General features: G+C 42.4%; 19 protein-coding genes. 4 read left to right on the plus strand and 15 right to left on the minus strand.

Annotated features, from left to right (window positions below; genetic code table 11):
• Positions 1–11: 11 nt before the first annotated feature.
• From A5870_RS08660 to obgE, 4 genes are all read right to left on the minus strand, one after another.
• A complete protein-coding gene (locus tag A5870_RS08660; RefSeq protein ID WP_086292417.1) occupies positions 12–800 on the minus strand; it encodes an SDR family NAD(P)-dependent oxidoreductase in 789 nt (262 codons plus the stop codon).
• Complete coding sequence (rnz, locus tag A5870_RS08665; RefSeq protein ID WP_081118695.1) at positions 784–1,740, minus strand: ribonuclease Z; 957 nt, start codon at positions 1,738–1,740, stop codon at positions 784–786. The genes A5870_RS08660 and rnz overlap by 17 nt, the downstream gene beginning before the upstream one ends.
• A 72-nt stretch (positions 1,741–1,812) precedes the next feature.
• Positions 1,813–2,388, minus strand: coding sequence for a DUF456 domain-containing protein (locus tag A5870_RS08670; RefSeq protein WP_010748409.1), 576 nt, complete (start codon positions 2,386–2,388; stop codon positions 1,813–1,815).
• 180 nt (positions 2,389–2,568) lie between these two features.
• The gene (obgE, locus tag A5870_RS08675) at positions 2,569–3,882 is read right to left on the minus strand and encodes a GTPase ObgE (protein ID WP_077453427.1); all 1,314 of its coding nucleotides are present in this window, start codon (positions 3,880–3,882) and stop codon (positions 2,569–2,571) included.
• 248 nt (positions 3,883–4,130) lie between these two features.
• Between obgE and gap the strand changes: the two genes are divergently transcribed.
• Complete coding sequence (gene gap, locus A5870_RS08680; protein ID WP_061054148.1) at positions 4,131–5,141, plus strand: type I glyceraldehyde-3-phosphate dehydrogenase; 1,011 nt, start codon at positions 4,131–4,133, stop codon at positions 5,139–5,141.
• Between the two features lie 52 nt (positions 5,142–5,193).
• Here the strand turns inward: gap and A5870_RS08685 are convergent, their stop codons facing one another.
• Together A5870_RS08685 and A5870_RS08690 are read right to left on the minus strand one after the other, a co-directional pair.
• Positions 5,194–6,144, minus strand: coding sequence for an alpha/beta hydrolase (locus tag A5870_RS08685; protein ID WP_086292418.1), 951 nt, complete (start codon positions 6,142–6,144; stop codon positions 5,194–5,196).
• 180 nt (positions 6,145–6,324) lie between these two features.
• Positions 6,325–7,416, minus strand: a complete 1,092-nt coding sequence (locus A5870_RS08690) for a DUF871 domain-containing protein (protein WP_086292419.1) — start codon at positions 7,414–7,416, stop codon at positions 6,325–6,327.
• A 182-nt stretch (positions 7,417–7,598) separates the two neighbouring features.
• On the opposite strand from A5870_RS08690, the gene A5870_RS08695 reads away from it, so the two are divergent.
• Positions 7,599–8,348 carry a peptidylprolyl isomerase gene (locus A5870_RS08695; protein WP_086292420.1) on the plus strand — a complete coding sequence of 250 codons (750 nt, stop codon included), beginning with the start codon at positions 7,599–7,601 and terminating at the stop codon, positions 8,346–8,348.
• A 50-nt stretch (positions 8,349–8,398) separates the two neighbouring features.
• On the opposite strand, the gene fabZ is transcribed toward A5870_RS08695, so the two are convergent.
• Complete coding sequence (gene fabZ / locus A5870_RS08700; protein ID WP_005226178.1) at positions 8,399–8,839, minus strand: 3-hydroxyacyl-ACP dehydratase FabZ; 441 nt, start codon at positions 8,837–8,839, stop codon at positions 8,399–8,401.
• A gap of 203 nt (positions 8,840–9,042) precedes the next feature.
• On the opposite strand from fabZ, the gene fabI reads away from it, so the two are divergent.
• Together fabI and A5870_RS08710 are read left to right on the plus strand one after the other, a co-directional pair.
• On the plus strand, positions 9,043–9,798 hold the full coding sequence (gene fabI / locus A5870_RS08705) for an enoyl-ACP reductase FabI (RefSeq protein WP_077453431.1): 756 nt from the start codon (positions 9,043–9,045) through the stop codon (positions 9,796–9,798).
• A gap of 147 nt (positions 9,799–9,945) precedes the next feature.
• Entirely contained in the window at positions 9,946–10,863 is a 918-nt protein-coding gene (locus A5870_RS08710; protein WP_086292421.1) for a mechanosensitive ion channel family protein, read from the plus strand.
• A 34-nt stretch (positions 10,864–10,897) separates the two neighbouring features.
• Here the strand turns inward: A5870_RS08710 and cbpB are convergent, their stop codons facing one another.
• From cbpB to A5870_RS08750, 8 genes are all read right to left on the minus strand, one after another.
• Complete coding sequence (gene cbpB, locus A5870_RS08715; protein ID WP_005226181.1) at positions 10,898–11,401, minus strand: cyclic-di-AMP-binding protein CbpB; 504 nt, start codon at positions 11,399–11,401, stop codon at positions 10,898–10,900.
• A 109-nt stretch (positions 11,402–11,510) separates the two neighbouring features.
• On the minus strand, positions 11,511–12,023 hold the full coding sequence (locus A5870_RS08720; RefSeq protein WP_086292422.1) for a metallophosphoesterase: 513 nt from the start codon (positions 12,021–12,023) through the stop codon (positions 11,511–11,513).
• The gene (gene rph, locus A5870_RS08725; RefSeq protein ID WP_086292423.1) at positions 12,020–13,372 is read right to left on the minus strand and encodes a ribonuclease PH; all 1,353 of its coding nucleotides are present in this window, start codon (positions 13,370–13,372) and stop codon (positions 12,020–12,022) included. Before rph ends, A5870_RS08720 begins: the two co-directional genes overlap by 4 nt.
• Positions 13,373–14,188 (minus strand): glutamate racemase, encoded by an 816-nt coding sequence (gene racE / locus A5870_RS08730; RefSeq protein ID WP_081118702.1) that lies wholly within the window; start codon positions 14,186–14,188, stop codon positions 13,373–13,375.
• Positions 14,189–14,415: 227 nt separating this feature from the next.
• Positions 14,416–15,072 (minus strand): amino acid ABC transporter permease, encoded by a 657-nt coding sequence (locus tag A5870_RS08735; protein WP_086292424.1) that lies wholly within the window; start codon positions 15,070–15,072, stop codon positions 14,416–14,418.
• Positions 15,073–15,089: 17 nt separating this feature from the next.
• Positions 15,090–15,737: an amino acid ABC transporter permease gene (locus A5870_RS08740; RefSeq protein ID WP_077453437.1), complete on the minus strand. Its 648-nt coding sequence runs from the start codon at positions 15,735–15,737 to the stop codon at positions 15,090–15,092.
• An 11-nt stretch (positions 15,738–15,748) separates the two neighbouring features.
• A complete protein-coding gene (locus A5870_RS08745) occupies positions 15,749–16,558 on the minus strand; it encodes a transporter substrate-binding domain-containing protein (protein ID WP_077453438.1) in 810 nt (269 codons plus the stop codon).
• 18 nt (positions 16,559–16,576) lie between these two features.
• The gene (locus A5870_RS08750) at positions 16,577–17,314 is read right to left on the minus strand and encodes an amino acid ABC transporter ATP-binding protein (protein ID WP_077453439.1); all 738 of its coding nucleotides are present in this window, start codon (positions 17,312–17,314) and stop codon (positions 16,577–16,579) included.
• Between the last annotated feature and the right edge of the window lie 74 nt (positions 17,315–17,388).

Here is a 17,388-nt window from a genome sequence, read left to right on the forward strand (position 1 = left end):
GGTTTCAACTCCTATTTTTTGTTGAACATCGTTCCTGCCATATAATCCCCAATTGCAGGGAACAGTGTATAAAGTTTTGCAGCCGCCCCTAAAATATGTGGGCGATTGATTTCTCGTTTTGGATGAATCATGGCTTTGACGATCGTTTGTGCCAATTTGTTTGGTTCAAGGACAAGGCTACCCACCGATGATAAGTAACTACCGCTAGGATCTGCTTGGTCAAAGAATGCCGTTTCGATCGGCCCTGGATTGACTGTTGTTACGTTGATCCCCAGTGGTTTTAGTTCTAAACGTAATGCGTTAGAAAAACCAAGTACAGCAAACTTCGTGGCAGAGTAGACTGCCGTCTTCGGCGTAGCGATCTTACCCGCGATTGAAGCAACATTTATGATATGACCATGCTTTTGTTCAGCCATTTGAATCGCAACTTGCTGAGTCAAAACCATCATCCCAAGCACATTGACTTCAAACATATTACGGATGACCGCAGGATCCATCTCGGTAAATTCTTGAAAGATCCCGTAGCCGGCATTATTGACAAAGACATCGATCTTTCCGACTTTCTCACTGATTTTTTCTAATAAGCGCGCCACGCTTTCAGGGTTTGCTACGTCCAATTGAAACGCATACGCTTCTTTGCCGCTTAATTCCATGCATTGTTCTTTGACTTTCCCAATCAAATTTGTTCTGCGAGCACAAGTCACAACGATCGCACCGCGTTTTGCGGCTTCATAACAGATTTGTTCGCCAAGTCCGGCAGAACCACCTGTTACAACGACAACTTTATTCTCCAAGTTCATCTGATTCTTCCTCTCCGGCAAAAGGGATCTCGACAACATCAAAATCTTTGACGATCAACGTATTCGGAAATACTTCTTTTGCTTCATTTACTAAATTTGTAATATCTTTGCCAACATAGCGCGCGCTGATATGGGTCAATAGCAAACGCTTGGCGTGAGCTTCTTGGGCCACTTCAGCAGCTTGGCGTGTCGTCGAATGAAAATAAGCGCGAGCCAGCTTGGCTTCTTCTTTGTTGAAGGTACTTTCATGCACTAATACATCCGCATCTTTCGCTAAAAGCACGGCGTTTTGACATTTACGCGTATCACCTAATATTGCCAAGATCCGACCCTTTTTCGCTTGACCTAAGAAATCAGCCCCATTGATTTGACGTCCATCGTCGAGGGTAACTACTTCACCTTTTTTCAAACGTCCGAAGACGGGACCTGGTTTCAGACCAAGTTCAAGCAATGCTTGCACTTGCAATTCCCCTTGATGGCTTGCTTCAACAATACGATAGCCAAAACTATCAATGCCGTGATCAAGGGGCAGACAAGATACCTCAAATTGCTGATCTTTAAAAAGAATCCCTTCTTCTTCAATCTCGAAAAAATGCAATGGATAGCTGACTTTCGTCTGGGAAATCCGCAAAACGGTTTGAATGTATGCTTTGATTCCCTTTGGTCCATAAATCTCTAGAGGCGTGTCGCCCCCTTGAAAGGAGCGGCTGCTGATCAATCCCGGCAACCCATAGATATGGTCACCATGAAGATGAGTGATAAAGATTTTTTCAATCTTTCGTGGTCGAATTGTAGAATGCAAAATCTGCATTTGGGTTCCTTCGCCACAATCAAAAAGCCAAACGGCATTCCGTTCATCTAAGAGTCGTAACGCAATGCTGGTCACGTTTCGATGTTTTGCAGGCACTCCCGCACCTGTTCCTAAAAATTCTAATTCCATAAGCTTCTTTCCTTTCATCTCTTCCCAATTTTAGCGGAAAAGAAATCAAGTTGCAATTGAAGCTTGCGGTTTTTATTTCTCAGATTGGCGATCTTCTGCGTCATTATGAGAGTTTTTCCAGTCCTCTTGAACCCGTGCTTTGGTGGATTCTTCGACTTTCTTAGCTGTTTCAATCTCTGCTTCCACTTCATCGTAGTCAAAGCGCGTGATATCGCCGCCCAATTCATTCATGATCAATTGATTCAAAGGACGATTGTCTTCTTCATCGGCGATCAATAATAACCCGGTATCACCTACACCAATTTGATTTCCGACGTGTTCAAAAAGCATTTGCGCATTTTGGATCTCTTTTGCATCACGAGTAGCACCGATCATACTGCCGCCAAACCAGCCCAGCATGATTCCTAAAGGTCCGCCTAACACACCAACGAGCATCCCGATCAAACCACCCGTTGATGTCTTATTGTTCCCAGTAAAATCAAGAAAGTCCTCGACTTTAAATTGATGCACACCTTCATTGGTGTGGGTAAGGACCGCCATTTGTTCTCCTTTAATCTTACGTTCCATATGCATCCGTTTCACTTCAGAAAAGGCTTGATACGCTTTGGCACTAGCATCAAAGTTCATTACAATGACTCGTTTTGACATAAAAATCGCTCCCTTTGGTTGATTTGTTCTTTTCTTTATTTTAACAGTAAATCATTTAAATGAAAAAAGAAACCAAAAAGACTGTTGATCATTGATTTCTTAGAGAAAATCAATGATCAACAGTCATAACCACTTCAACTATGAAGGATTTTTTTTTACAAATGATGTTCTTTTAAACGCTTATTCGACAAACTCGAATTCAAAATTACCGATACGCACGATGTCGCCGTCTTTGGCACCTCGCGCACGCAATGCTTCATCAACACCCAATCCACGCAATTGACGTGCAAAGCGCATCACGGTCTCATCGTGATCAAAGTTCGTCATTTGGAATAGTTTTTCGATTTTCTCACCGCTCAAGATCCAAGTTGCATCAGGATCGCGATCGATTGAAAACTCCGGCTCATCCGATTGGAAGCCGTAATGAACCACATCTTCTTCGATTTCTTCATCGTACAAGAGGAACTCAGGAGTGACTTCCAATAAATCCGCTGTCGCATTCAGCAAGGCATCGATTCCCTTACGAGTGACACCAGAGATTGGGAAAATCATTGGTTCATCCGCGAACTCATCCGTTTTTTCTTTTGCCAGCTGCTCTTTGAAAAGGGCTAAGTTTTCTTCAGCATCCGGCATATCCATCTTATTGGCAACGATGATCTGTGGGCGCTCTAGTAAGCGCAAGTTATGGGTCGACAATTCATTGTTAATGGACAAATAGTCCTCGTATGGATCGCGCCCTTCCATGCCACTCATATCGATCACATGTAAGATGACCCGCGTCCGTTCGATATGACGTAAAAACTGAGTCCCTAAACCAACACCTTGCGAAGCACCTTCGATCAATCCCGGCAGATCGGCAACTGCAAAACTACGACCATCAGTGGTCGTTACCATGCCTAAATTTGGCACCAGTGTTGTAAAATGATACGCGCCGATTTTTGGCCGAGCAGAGGAAATCACAGAGAGTAATGTGGACTTCCCAACCGAAGGGAAACCAACTAAACCAACATCTGCTAAGACTTTTAATTCGAGCTCGATTTTTCTTTCTTGACCGGGTTCCCCGTTCTCAGCTAATTCTGGTGCTGGGTTTTTCGGAGAGGCAAACCGAATGTTCCCGCGGCCGCCCCGCCCGCCTTTTGCGATCACTAATGTTTGACCTTGCTCAATCAAATCCCCTAATAAGGCTCCTGTTTCAGCATCACGAACGGTGGTACCTTGGGGCACTTTGATGTAAGTATCATCTGAGCCACGGCCGTGCATTCCTTTACTCATGCCGTTTTCCCCGGGTTGTGCTTTAAAATGACGATTAAAGCGGAAATCCATTAATGTACGCAAACCTTCGTCTACGACTAAAATGACATCACCACCACGTCCGCCGTCACCACCTGCGGGTCCGCCGTCTGGGACATATTTCTCTCGGCGAAAAGCAACCATTCCGTCGCCGCCTTTTCCTGCTTTGACATCGATTGTCACTTGATCTAAAAACATGGACATTATTTGTCCTCCATTCTTTTTTTACTACCTTCTATACTTATTTGATTATCAGTTATCTCACCTTAGTGGTTACTATTTCTCTAATAAGAAAGTCTATTTTATTGTAACGACCGAAACGCCTTTTGTCTATCTTTTCTCATGGGTTTCCGTAAGAAATCGTGAATTCTTAAGGGTTATTCTTTGACAGTCACATCAAATCGTAGCAAACTTTTAAGTGTACCAGACACAATCAAAGGAGGAAACAAGAAATGACAGTAAAAGTTGGAATCAATGGTTTTGGACGAATTGGACGTTTGGCTTTTCGTAGGATCAAAGAAGTTTCTGCCGATATTGAAGTTGTGGCAATCAATGATTTAACAAGCCCCGTCATGTTAGCACATCTATTGCAATTTGACTCGACCCATGGCACTTACCCTGGCACTGTAACCGCAACGGATAATGCTATCGTTGTCGATGGCAAAGAAACCAGAGTGTATGCCGAACCAGACGCAAGTAAAATTCCTTGGGCAAAAGAAAATGGCGTCGATATCGTTTTAGAATGTACGGGTTTTTACACTTCCGCAGAAAAAGCACAGGCCCATCTTGATGCAGGTGTCAAACGAGTGGTCATTTCCGCTCCCGCCGGCAATATGAAAACGATCGTATACAATGTTAACTCCGACACGTTAACACCAGATGATACTATCATATCCGCAGGCTCTTGTACGACCAACTGTCTAGCTCCGATGGCCTACTTTTTGAATGAAGAATTTGGGATCGAAGTTGGTACGATGACGACAGTTCATGCGTATACTTCTACTCAAATGCTATTGGATGGTCCTGTAAAAGGCGGAAACTTAAGAGCCGCTCGGTCCGCTGCAGACAACACGATCCCTCACTCAACGGGTGCCGCCAAAGCAATCGGTTTGGTTATCCCAGAATTAAATGGCAAATTACAAGGCCACGCCCAACGGGTTCCGGTCGTCGATGGTTCTTTAACAGAATTAGTCTCAATTTTGAAAACCAAAGTAACCGCTGATGAAGTCAATGAAGCCATCAGAAAACACACCGTCGATAATCCGTCATTCGGTTACGATGACCGTGAGATCGTCTCGGGTGATGTCATTGGTACCACTCAAGGTTCTATCTTTGACCCGACGCAAACAGAAGTGACCACTGCTGGCGATTTCCAATTGGTGAAAACCGTCGCTTGGTATGATAATGAATATGGCTTTACTTGCCAGATGATTCGTTTACTCGAAGAATTTGCTCGTTTGTAAGTCAATGAGTAGGCAAAAAGTGCCGGTTCTGAAAAAAGAACCGGCACTTTTTTTATTCACTTGCTGGATGATCGTATTTTTCCAAGAAAGCCGCGATTTTTTCTTTGTAAAGCGCTGGATCAGTTTTGTAGCTTTTCGCATGCTCGGCTCCTGAAACGACCCATTTTTCTTTAGGCGCATCGGTCGCGTTATACAAAATATCTAGCATCGCATAAGGAACAAATGTATCCGCATCGCCATGAATAAAAAAGATTGGACGCGTATTTTTTTGCAGTTGTTTGACTGCATCTGCTTCACCAAAGAAATACCCCGCTCGGATTTTTGTGACAAGGCTAGTGACATTCATCAATGGAAATGGGGGCAACCCAAACAATTGATCGAGTTGATAGCCTAGTTCTTCATTGACGTTGGTATACCCACAATCTTCAATGATAGAAGTGACATTTTTTGGTAAGTCTTCTCCGCTGGTCATCATCACTGTGGCCGCACCCATACTGATGCCATACAAAGTGATCGTCTCTTCAGAACCATTTTTTGCAAGTATTTCATCGATCCATTGCAAGTAGTCTTTACGTTCGTGCCAACCAAAACCAATATAATCCCCTTCGCTTTGTCCATGCCCTCGAGCGTCTGGAACCAACACATTATAACCTAAATCATGATACATCTTGGCGTAGTCCGCCATCGTTTCTGCATTCCCCATGTAGCCATGCGCGATGATCGCCGTTTTTCCTTGATTCTTCTCCTCCGCCGGTAGATAAATGGCGGATAATTTTAAATCATCTTCAGCAGTCAGCTGCCACATCTCACGATTTGCTGCATCTGTAAACCAATTTTGCGCTTCGCTTCCCGTCTGATTTTCATCAGTACCCGGGGTATCTCCTTCCAAGAAATCTTTTTCTGAAGGAACTACCGCATAGTCGTAAAAATAGTTTCCAGCATATCCTAATCCCGCAATCGCTAATACAGCTACTCCGATGGCAATTTTCCAGCGCAATTTCACACTTGTCACGTCCTCTTAAGTATATAGTTTACATAACATTATTATGGTTTCAATATTCCTCATGGAAAGAACCCACTACATAAATTACCGTTTTTTACTCGTGTTTGTCAATCGCAAGCGCCCAAAAAGAAAAACCATTGCCAACAATAGGTGTTGACAATGGTTGATTCCTCGTAATGGCTAGTTGTTTTCGACCAATTTAAAACTTGACCAAGGTTTCAAAAATTCTAATAAGAAAAGCTCTTCTTCAGCGATTTTCCCAACGACATTGACCCGGCCGTCATTTTTCATTTCTTTCAGGGCGATTTGCGTCTCCCCTTTGTATTGTCCATAGCCAGCATTATCGATCAAGACATCTCCTCTTACCATATCATGGGTATCATGGGGTGGAAATTCTTTGTCTTTATAATAGATCCGGGTCATCGTTGAACGCAAGATGTATTCTGAACGATCTCCTCGGTAACTATGCAGATTATCAAACAAACAGATGCGTTCATCTTCAGTGATTCCATCAACCACATCAACTCTTAATGTCGGATAATCCGCGTGAAATGCTTCAGCCATTGCCGCCAATTCTGCTTCTGAAGCATAGGCATTTCCAATAGAGATATCATCGATCAAACCAGTCAACACTAAATGTTTGACTTGTGTAGCTAACGGCAGATCACGATGGTCTTCTAAAGAACATAAGCCATCTTGTGTTGGCCAAGGACCGAAATCAGCCTCGTGTGAATTCACAAAAGCCATCGTATTTAAATTGTACTTGCGGAATTTTTCCGAACAAAAAACGAAATGGTCATAGCCTAACCCTGAATAGCGATGAGGGTAGAAATTATGCGAACCTAGTAAATTTTCGGTGTTTGGTGAATAACTCATGATGTTATCCACGTAGCTCGTGCCACTGCTCATATTGATCTCAATTTTGATCCCGTAAGGATTGCGGGTCATTTTGGCTTCTTCTGAACCCGTAAAACCGATATCTAATCGAACACCGTAAGCCCCCATCTCATCAAAGAAGGATAAATCATCATAAGAAATGCCTAGCTGTTCAAATAAACCAGGATTGATATCTACCATGACTTCCATTCCTAACTGATTGGCATAATCCACGACTTGTTTAAAGTCTGCCAAGACTTTTTCTTTGTCATCGTTGATTTGCAGCAAACTGGTAAATACCCGTTTAAAGCCGTATTTGTGTGCCAAGTCTAGATACGCTTTGTCCTTTTCAAACGTTGAGCGCTCTGGATAAATCGATATCCCTAATTTTCCCATCAAAAAAACCTCCTGTACATTCTATCCGTTTATTATAATGAATCCTCTTTCATTATAGCAAACATCTAAAAAGTGGTCTACACCTTTCCATCTGTTTCTTTCTCATTCCACAAAATCTGCGCTTTCTTCTACATCTTTTTTTTGTTATGATTAGCATTAAGAAAACTGGAAGGAATGAAAGAATGAAAAAAATCCTATTCACACTGACAGCAGCTGCTAGCCTTTTATTATTAGCTGCTTGTACAGGTTCAAGTACCACTGGTTCCTCATCAAACAACTCGGCAGAAAGCACGTCGACCTCAGAATCCGTTGACTTGAATGCCCTTGAATTGCCGCAATTATCAACGGATGTGCAAGAGAATGAAGCTTTAGTTGAAATGGTGACGGAAGAAGGCTCGATCAAAATCAAACTTTTCCCAGAGATCGCGCCCAAAGCCGTCGAAAACTTTTTGACCCATGCCAAAGATGGTTATTATGACGGCTTGACTTTTCATCGTGTCGTAGAAGAGTTTATGATCCAAGGGGGCGACCCTAATGGTGATGGCACTGGTGGAGAAAGTATCTGGGGTGAAGGATTCGGCGAAGAATACTCAAACCAGCTCTACCACTTGCGAGGCGCATTTGCAATGGCAAAATCAAGTGCACCAAATAGCCAAGGCAGTCAATTCTACATCGTTCAAAATGATCAAGATGTTTCTGACGGTCTAGCGATCCAACACTATCCCGAAAAAATCATCGAAGCCTATAAAAATGGTGGCACGCCGGCTTTGGACGGTAAATATACCGTCTTTGGTCAAGTGATCGAAGGCATGGATGTCGTCGATAAAATTGCGCAAGCAGAAACCCAAGACTCTGGCAATGGTGAGAATTCTCAACCGGTTGAGCCTGTGAAGATCGAAACGATCAAGGTCTTACAAGAAGCCAAAGAATAAATAAAAAACCGCTGAAAGCCCCGATTATCGGATGCTCCAGCGGTTTTCTTTTATTTTTGGTCGCCTACGATAAAGGTAAATTCGCACTCCGCAGCTTTTTTGCCATCCACTGTCGCTACTGCATCAGCAGTTCCTACAGAGCCTTTGATTTTGGTGATTTCAAAAACAAGTTTCATGGTATCTCCCGGAACAACTTTTTGACGGAATTTTGCTTTATTGATGCCGCCGATATACGCCGTTCTCCCTTGGAATTCCTCAGATTTCAATATTAAGATCGATCCTGCTTGTGCCAATGTTTCTAAAATCAAGGCACCTGGCATCACTGGATTTCCCGGAAAATGCCCTTGAAAAAAATCTTCGTTGATGGTGACATTCTTCGTTGCGATAATTTTTTTACCAGATTCGATTTCATCAACATAATCAATATAAATAATTGGGTAGCGATTTGGAATCAAATCCATGACTTCCGTTTCAGTCAATAGTTTTTTCATGGTGTCCCTTCCTTGCTTAAGAATTTATTATAGTTTGATTATCAAAGTATCATAGTTCAAGGAAATTCGCAACTAAATATTTATTAAGAAAAAAATAGTTTGACAATCAAACAATTATGCTTAATAATTAGAAATCAAGATAGTTTGATTTACTATTTGTCATTATACGTATTTTATTGTTGAATTTATTAAGGAGTGGAATTATGAGTTTTTTAACCGGTAAAAAAGTTGTCGTCATGGGCGTTGCTAACAAACGCAGTATTGCTTGGGGCTGTGCACAAGCACTAAAATCCCAAGGAGCCGAAGTGATCTACACATATCAAAACGACCGCATGAAAAAGCCTTTAGAACGCTTATTGGAATCTGATGAATTTGTAGTGGAATGTGACGTCGCCAACGACGAAAGCATTGCTGCCGCCTTTGAAACGATCAAAGAATATGCTGGAGAGATCCACGGTGTGGTCCATGCCGTTGCTTATGCTAATAAAGAAGATCTATCGGGCGATATTTTAAATATTTCTCGTGACGGTTATGCTTTAGCGCAAGATATCAGCAGTTACTCATTGATTGCAGTCACCAAATATGCCAAACCAATCTTAGCTGAAAATGCTGGAATCGTTACCCTTTCATACTTAGGTGCCGAACGGGCAGTACCGAACTACAATATGATGGGGATTGCAAAAGCCGCTTTAGAATCAAGCGTCCGCTATTTAGCTGCCGAACTTTCACCGCAAAAAATCCGTGTTAATGCGATTTCAGCTGGTGCCATCAAGACGCTGGCAGTAACTGGTGTAAAAGACTATCAAAAACTGATCCAATTGTCAGAGGATCGAACACCTGATCATATTGGTGTGACGATTGAAGAAGTAGGTAATACTTGTGCCTTCTTGATCAGTCCATTATCAAGCGGGATTATCGGCGAAGTGATTTTTGTTGATAAAGGCGTTCATTTATCTTAATCAATAATTGTCATAGAAAAGTCTGCTATTTGCCTCTCCGTTGGCTGAGCAGGCTTTTTCTGAAAAAAACAGATATTTCAGAAAACCTCCTTTGCATTTCTATTTTATCTTGGTTAAAATAGATGCAGTAAGACTTGGAGGGATTTTATGAAACAACTGCTACTTGCAGCTAGCACGACCGATTCAAGTGGTTCCAGCATTACCGAGCCAGCGGCTGCTCAACTTAATGCATTACAAAAATGGTGGGCGTCCATCGACTGGGAATCGATCATTGGCTTACTGATCCAAAAAGCATTGATGTTGCTTTTTTTATTTATCCTATTTGGTATTTTATTGAAAATAAGCAATATGATCATCGATCGAATCTATCGTTCCTATGAAAAAAAAGCCAGTTTCAATGTGAGTCGAATCAACACAATCCATACCCTGATCCGCAATACGGTTCATTACACATTAGGCTTCTTTTTTGTCTATGCACTCCTTTCCACCATCGGCGTACCTGTAGGCTCGTTACTAGCCGGTGCCGGAGTCGTCGGGGTCGCACTTGGTTTAGGTGCCCAAGGCTTTATGAATGACTTGATTACTGGCTTCTTCATTATTACCGAGCAACAAATCAACGTTGGTGATTACGTCCGCTTGACCAATCTGACGCTTGAAGGTACGGTGACAGCAGTCGGGATTCGAACGGTCCAATTAAAATCCGTTGATGGAACCGTTCATTATATCCCAAATCGTAACATCACTACCATCAGTAATACATCAAGAGCCAATATGCAAGTCGTTGTCGACGTACGTATCTTACCATCTGAAGGCCTAGATGAAATACGTGCCATCATTGAAGAAGTCAATGAACAGATCGCTCAGCAGCATGAAGAAGAGATTCAAACGGCCCCTACGGTATTCGGTCTGGTGGATCTAGGGAACAACAACTTTGCGATTCGAACCACCATGTATGTGACCAACGGTACACAATGGAAAATCAAAGAGGAATTTTTAGCAGCATCGATCGATGCTTTGACAGCCAAAGGCTATACGATCCCTAATGCGCCCATCGTCGGTATTTAAAAAAGGTTATCCCGAAACTGGGATAACCTTTTTTCTATACCACATGCAGTTCATCTGTCATCTTTGGGGCATCTTCTTTCGAAATCAGCAAATAGCGTCTTTCGATTTCATGCGCCAAATGATTGACGGATTTTAAAATCTCTTTGCGGGTGATGATCCCTACAAAGACATTGTCATCATCAACGATCGGCAAGAATGCTTGATCTACTAAAAGATGCAGCATACTTTCCAACTCATCGTTTTCCTTGATGCAATTCACGTTGACTTCCATGACGTCTGCCACAGTCAGCCCTTCAATATTTTCCATACTGAAGCCAGTGAGATCCATCATTCGTTCCACGATGTTTGAGAGGCTGATTAAGCCGACTAAATGGTCCTCACTATCTAGAACAGGGATCTTTGAATAGCCCACTTTTGATAAAACAAGCAATGCGTGACTCAAAGGGTGGTTATAAAATACCGATGCCACATTCTCTGCAGGCACCAAGAAATTTTCTTGATTCTCGAGTAATATTTTTTCTACGGTCTGTCCTATCAATCTAATTGCCTCCATTTCACAGCTACTCTTCTATTTTACTTGAAAATGAGAATAGAAAGTAGAAACCTGTAAAATTATAATGAAATTTTTACTTTTTGATTCCGCTTACTTAACGTGTGAAAACGAAAGCTAGCTCTGGGACTTTACGAAAGGAACGATCATAGTATTGGATTGCCCATTGTTCTGGCGTACTTTCAATAATCGCAAAGCTTTTGATTTGAATTTGCCCTCGCGGTTGGGAAATACTGCCAGGATTCAAGAAAAGTCGATTCCCGACTTTCTCACAAGCAATTTGATGCGTGTGACCAAACAAAGCGATCGAGGCATCTGCTTGTTGCGCTTTTAATCCTAATTTGGTTACGCCAAAACGAACATCCGCCAAATGGCCATGGGTCATATAGATGGTATCCAGCGGCGTTTTAACGATACGCTCATTGGGAAAACCACCACCGTAATCGCAATTGCCGCAAACGACTTGGAATGTTTCCCATAAAGGATCTGTATCAGGCAGTTCAGAGTCTCCACAATGCAGGAATAAATCGACTTGATTTTCGAATTCATTTTTAAGATCGACAAGAATCTCACGATCTGAATGATTGTCACTGACAACTAAATATTTCATACATTTTCTCCTTCTAGCCACTCCTGCCACTGTTCTTGGAGTTTTTTGATTGCTTGACCACGGTGGCTCACTCGGTTCTTTTCTTCTTGACTCATTTGGGCTGCGCTTCGCTCTGAACCATCAGGAATAAACAATGGATCGTAACCGAACCCATTTTCTCCACGAGGGATACGGCCGATTCTCCCAGGCCATTGGGCTTCAACCACCAAGCTATCTTTTCCTGGTGCTGCGAAAACTAACGTACAGTGAAATTGAGCACTGCGTTTGTCATCTTCGACATCCGTCAATTCATAAAGCAATTTTGCATTATTGGCAGCATCACTTTTTTGCTCACCGGCAAATCGAGCAGAGTACACACCTGGGCGTCCCCCTAATGCATCGACTCTCAGTCCTGAGTCATCAGCCAACACCGGTCTTCCCAAAATTCTGGCGATAGTTTCCGCTTTAAGGCGGGCATTTTCTTCGAAGGTGGTGCCGGTTTCTTCAACATCCGGCAAGGAAGGATAATCTTTCAAGGTGCGGACATCGTACCCTGCTGCCCCAAAGACGGCTTTAAATTCCTTGGCTTTTCCTGGATTGCCTGTGGCAATGACGATCGTTTTTTCGGGAATCTCATAAGGGGGTTCATCTGGTAAAAACAGTGCCTCTTTTTGATAGGCAATCAATTCTTCGATAGCTGTTTTTCCGTAGATCAGCATCTCATTCAACTGCTGACCATCAAAGGTCGCTTCTTCCCCAGTTCCTTGCAATTCGACAAATCGACCGGATTCTGTCATCACCAAATTCATGTCGACAGCAGCTGAAGAATCTTCTTGATAATCGAGATCAGTCACACAGGTGCCATCTGGTAAGATTCCAACGCTGATGGCTGCCAAATGCTCCTTGATCGGGTCTTCCGTCAATGCTTTGTCACGCAACAATGTATCGATAGCTAAACGCAACGCAACAAATGCGCCGGTAATACTAGCTGTTCGGGTACCACCATCTGCTTGAACGACATCACAATCGACCACAATACTGCGTTCCCCTAGCTTTTCTAAATCGACCACAGCTCGCAAGGAACGAGCGATCAGCCGTTGGATTTCCATTGTACGACCAGAAAGCTTGCCTTTGGCACTTTCTCGACGATTACGAGTGTTGGTCGCTCGTGGGAGCATACTGTATTCGGCTGTGACCCAGCCTTTTCCCGTATCTCGTAAAAACGGAGGGACCCGATCTTCAATCGTTGCCGAACAGATCACGGTTGTGTCACCAAAAGAGATCACAACCGATCCTTCAGGGTGTTTGTAGACGTTGGTTTGAATTTTAACTGGTCTTAACATTGTTTCTTTTCTGCCATCATGTCGCATTTAAAAGCCTCCTAAATCAGTGTGAACCGATGAGATCGTGTCTAAATCAAGCCAATCATTGGCGATCTCATCAAATATTTTTGGTGAACCAGTAGTAAAAAATGCATGCTGCGGGTGCGGATCGTCCTGGCTCGTTGCTGCAATGGCGAAATAGTCCAACAAGGTACTGACTTCCCCCACCGTTTCTGCGCCTGAATCAATGAGCTGGATATGGGCCCCCAATTCATTTTGGATCAAAGGACGCAATAAAGGATAATGGGTACAGCCCAGAATCACCGTATCTAACCGCTTGTTTTTCAAGGGGCGTAACGTTTCTGCCACAATTTTCTTGGCGACCGAGCTATGGTATTGTTTGCTTTCTACAATCGGTACAAACTTTGGGCAAGCCAAACTGACGACTGACGCATGGGGGGCTTTCCCATGAAGGGCGCGCTTGTACGAGTCGCTTTTAATCGTTCCGTTTGTCCCAATAACACCGATTCGTTGATTTTTGCTTGCTTTGACCGCTGCTCGACTGCCAGGCAGTATCACGCCGATCACTGGAATATCCAGTTGTTCTTTGATTTCTTCAAGAGCGACCGCTGTTGCTGTGTTACAGGCGATCACCAACATTTTAATGTTTTTTTCCAATAAAAAACGGGTCATTTGCCACGTATACTCGATGACTTGCTCAGCAGGTCTTGGGCCATAAGGGCATCTGGCAGTATCGCCTAGATAAAGAATCGATTCGTTGGGCAGTTGTTTGATTGCCTCTTTGACGACCGTCAACCCACCAACACCAGAATCGATAAAGCCAATTGGTCTGTTGTTTGTCATAGTTTCCATCCTTTACATGAAAGAAAGAGTTTGATGCATTTTTCTCTCTTATTCATTTTGGACTTTTTTTGTCTATTTTTCAAGTATTCCTTTCGTTTGCTAAAGAAAGCTTCCCCAAAAAAATACGAATCGGTATAAAAAAAGCCCCAACCATTGGCTCACAACCAGCAAGTTGCACTTGTATGGTTGAAAGACCGATCGCGGGGATTTTTGTCGATTGTTCATTTTTAGTAATCGTACTGACGTTTTTCCAAAAAACCTGAAAGTAATGACAGTGCATAACAAACCAAAAAGTATAAAACAGTCATTGCCAAAAACATTGGCAAAACATAGTTTGTGTTTTGACCATAAATGATCCGGGCATGATGGGTCAACTCTGGTAAAGAAATGATCACGGCTAGTGATGTATCCTTGATCAAAGAGATCAACTGACTGACGATCGCTGGCAACATCGCTTTAAATGCTTGTGGCACGACGATACTGCGCAATACTTCAACATAATTTAATCCCGTTGATAAACCAGCTTCCATCTGACCTTTTGGCACAGAATTCAAACCCGCTCGAAAGATCTCAGAAAGCATCGCTGATTCAAAAATCGTCAACGCCACCACCGCTGACCAAAAAATGTTAAAGCGGATGCCAATCTGTGGCAAGGCAAAATAAGTGAAGAAAATGATCAAGAGCAAAGGCAAGTTACGAATAACATCAATTACGACACCTAATACTTTAGAAAAGACCGGAATCGAGCTGAAGCGTAAAATACCGGCGATTCCTCCAATAATAAAGCTAAATAAGATCGAGAGGATCGACACTTCAACCGTAACACGTAAGCCATCGATCAAAAAGCGAATGTTAATCGCTGAAAAAGCTTCAAAAAAATCCATAGTTCTTTAGCTCCTTTCTATGAGCGGACAGCCCAACGCCGTTCCAAGTAAACCATCAAATAAGACAATGGCAGGGTGATAATCAAATAGAAAAGACCAACAATGATATAGGTATCAAATGTATTGAAGGTCTCGCTTGCGATCAAATCCCCTTGATACATGATATCTAATCCTGCGACCATCGCTAAAATTGAGGAGTTTTTGACGAGGTTAATAAATTGATTGCCTAGTGGCGGCACAACGATTTTAAATGCTTGAGGCAAAATAATGTAGCGCATCGCTTGACTATAAGTAAAGCCAGAAGACAAGGAAGCTTCCATCTGTCCTTTAGGAACCGTTTGGATCCCTGAACGGATCGTCTCGGCGATAAATGCCGATGTATAGATCGTTAAACCAATCGTTCCAGCTTGAAATCCGTCAAAAGAGACCCAATACATTGGCACAACAACATAAAAGAACATCACGATGATCAATAAGGGAATATTTCTAAAAAACTCGACATATGCTTTGGCGATCCCTTTGATGAAGCGATTGTCTGACAACTGAAAAATTGCCATTAAAGTTCCGATCAAAAGGCTAAAAAACAGTGCGATCAAACTCGCCATGACTGTATATTTAAAGCCTTCAATAAACTGACCGGTATAGGTTTGAAATAATTCAACCATTCAGTTTCCTCCTAATCTACTTTTCCTGATTCGTCTTCAGGGAACCACTTGTTGTAAATCTCATCATAGGTTCCATCTTCACGCATTTCCCGCAAGGCTTGATTGACAGCATCTAGAAATGGTTTTTGACCTTTGTTGATGGCAATCCCATAAGGCTCTTCGGTAAATGTTTCGCCAACTAAATGATAATTTGGATTTTCACTCGCCATCCCTAATAGGATTGCGTTATCCGTAGTCATAGCATCCCCTTGTCCTGATTGCAAAGCAGTAAAGGCTTCTGCATAATTTTCAAGTTCTAGGATTTGTGCTTCTGGTGCAGCCTCACGAATGTTTACAGCTGACGTAGAGCCTTTCACGACCAATACAGTGGTGTCTGCGGTCAAATCTTCAATCCCTTGGATTGGACTATCTTTTGCGACCAATAAAGATTGTCCTGCATCAAAATAAACATCCGAAAAGTCAACTTGCTTTTTACGCTCTTCCGTGATGGTCATCGTTGCGATGATCGCATCGATATTGCCGTTTTTCAAAAGCGGAATCCGAGTTTTTGAGGTAACTTCAACAAAAATCGCATTGCCATCACGCCCTAAGATTTTTTCAGTGATCGCACGAGCGATATCAATATCAAAGCCACGTACTTCTCTAGTCGCGATATCCATCAACCCAAATAGACGGGTATCGTTTTTTACGCCCCAAACGATCTGATTCGTCTCTTTGCTGTTTTCTAAAATATCAATATCTGCGGCACTTTGTCCTTTACAACCTGAGAAAGTCACAAGGGCAAAGGCTAAAACTAGAAAAGAAAAAATTTTCTTTTTCATATAGGTTCCTCCTGTCGCTTAATGATTTGTGACTTTGCTCAAGAATTGTTTTGCACGCTCGTCCCTTGGTGCGTCAAAGAATCCATCGACATCCCGTCGATCTTCTAGCACTTGGCCTTCTGCCATAAAGACGATTCGATCTGCTACTTCACGAGCAAAGCTCATTTCATGGGTAACGACGATCATGGACATTCCTTCACTGGCGATTTTTTTCATGACATCTAGTACATCACCAATCATTTCTGGGTCCAATGCTGAAGTTGGCTCATCAAAAAGCAGCATCTCTGGTTTCATCGCAAGGCCTCGGGCAATTGCGACCCGCTGCTGTTGTCCACCGGATAACATAGACGGATAAGAATCTTTTTTATCCAACATCCCAACTCGATCAAGTAGTTTTTCCGCCAAATTGATGGCTTCTTGCTCATTTTGTTTTAATACTTTAATCGGCGCTAACGTAATGTTTTCTAACACGGTTTTGTTTGGATACAAGTTAAAATGTTGAAACACCATACCAATGTTTTTTCTAACTTCTGTCATTTTGACATCTTTATCAAATAAGTTCTTGCCGTTGACTAACAATTGACCACCTGAAATGGTTTCTAGTCCATTAATTGTACGGAGCATTGTACTTTTACCAGAACCTGAAGGTCCGATAACAACAACGACCTCACCTTTTTCAAATTCAAGGTTGATGTTTTTTAATGCATGGAACTTTCCGTAATATTTCTCTACGTTCTTAAATTCGATCATTGCCATTGATTCACACTCCTAGCTATTTTTAAAATTAAATGAGTAAATGGAAAGATTTGATTCATATTATAGCCCAATCT

This window comes from Enterococcus sp. 2G9_DIV0600 (genome assembly GCF_002140615.1).
GTDB lineage: Bacteria > Bacillota > Bacilli > Lactobacillales > Enterococcaceae > Enterococcus_D > Enterococcus_D innesii.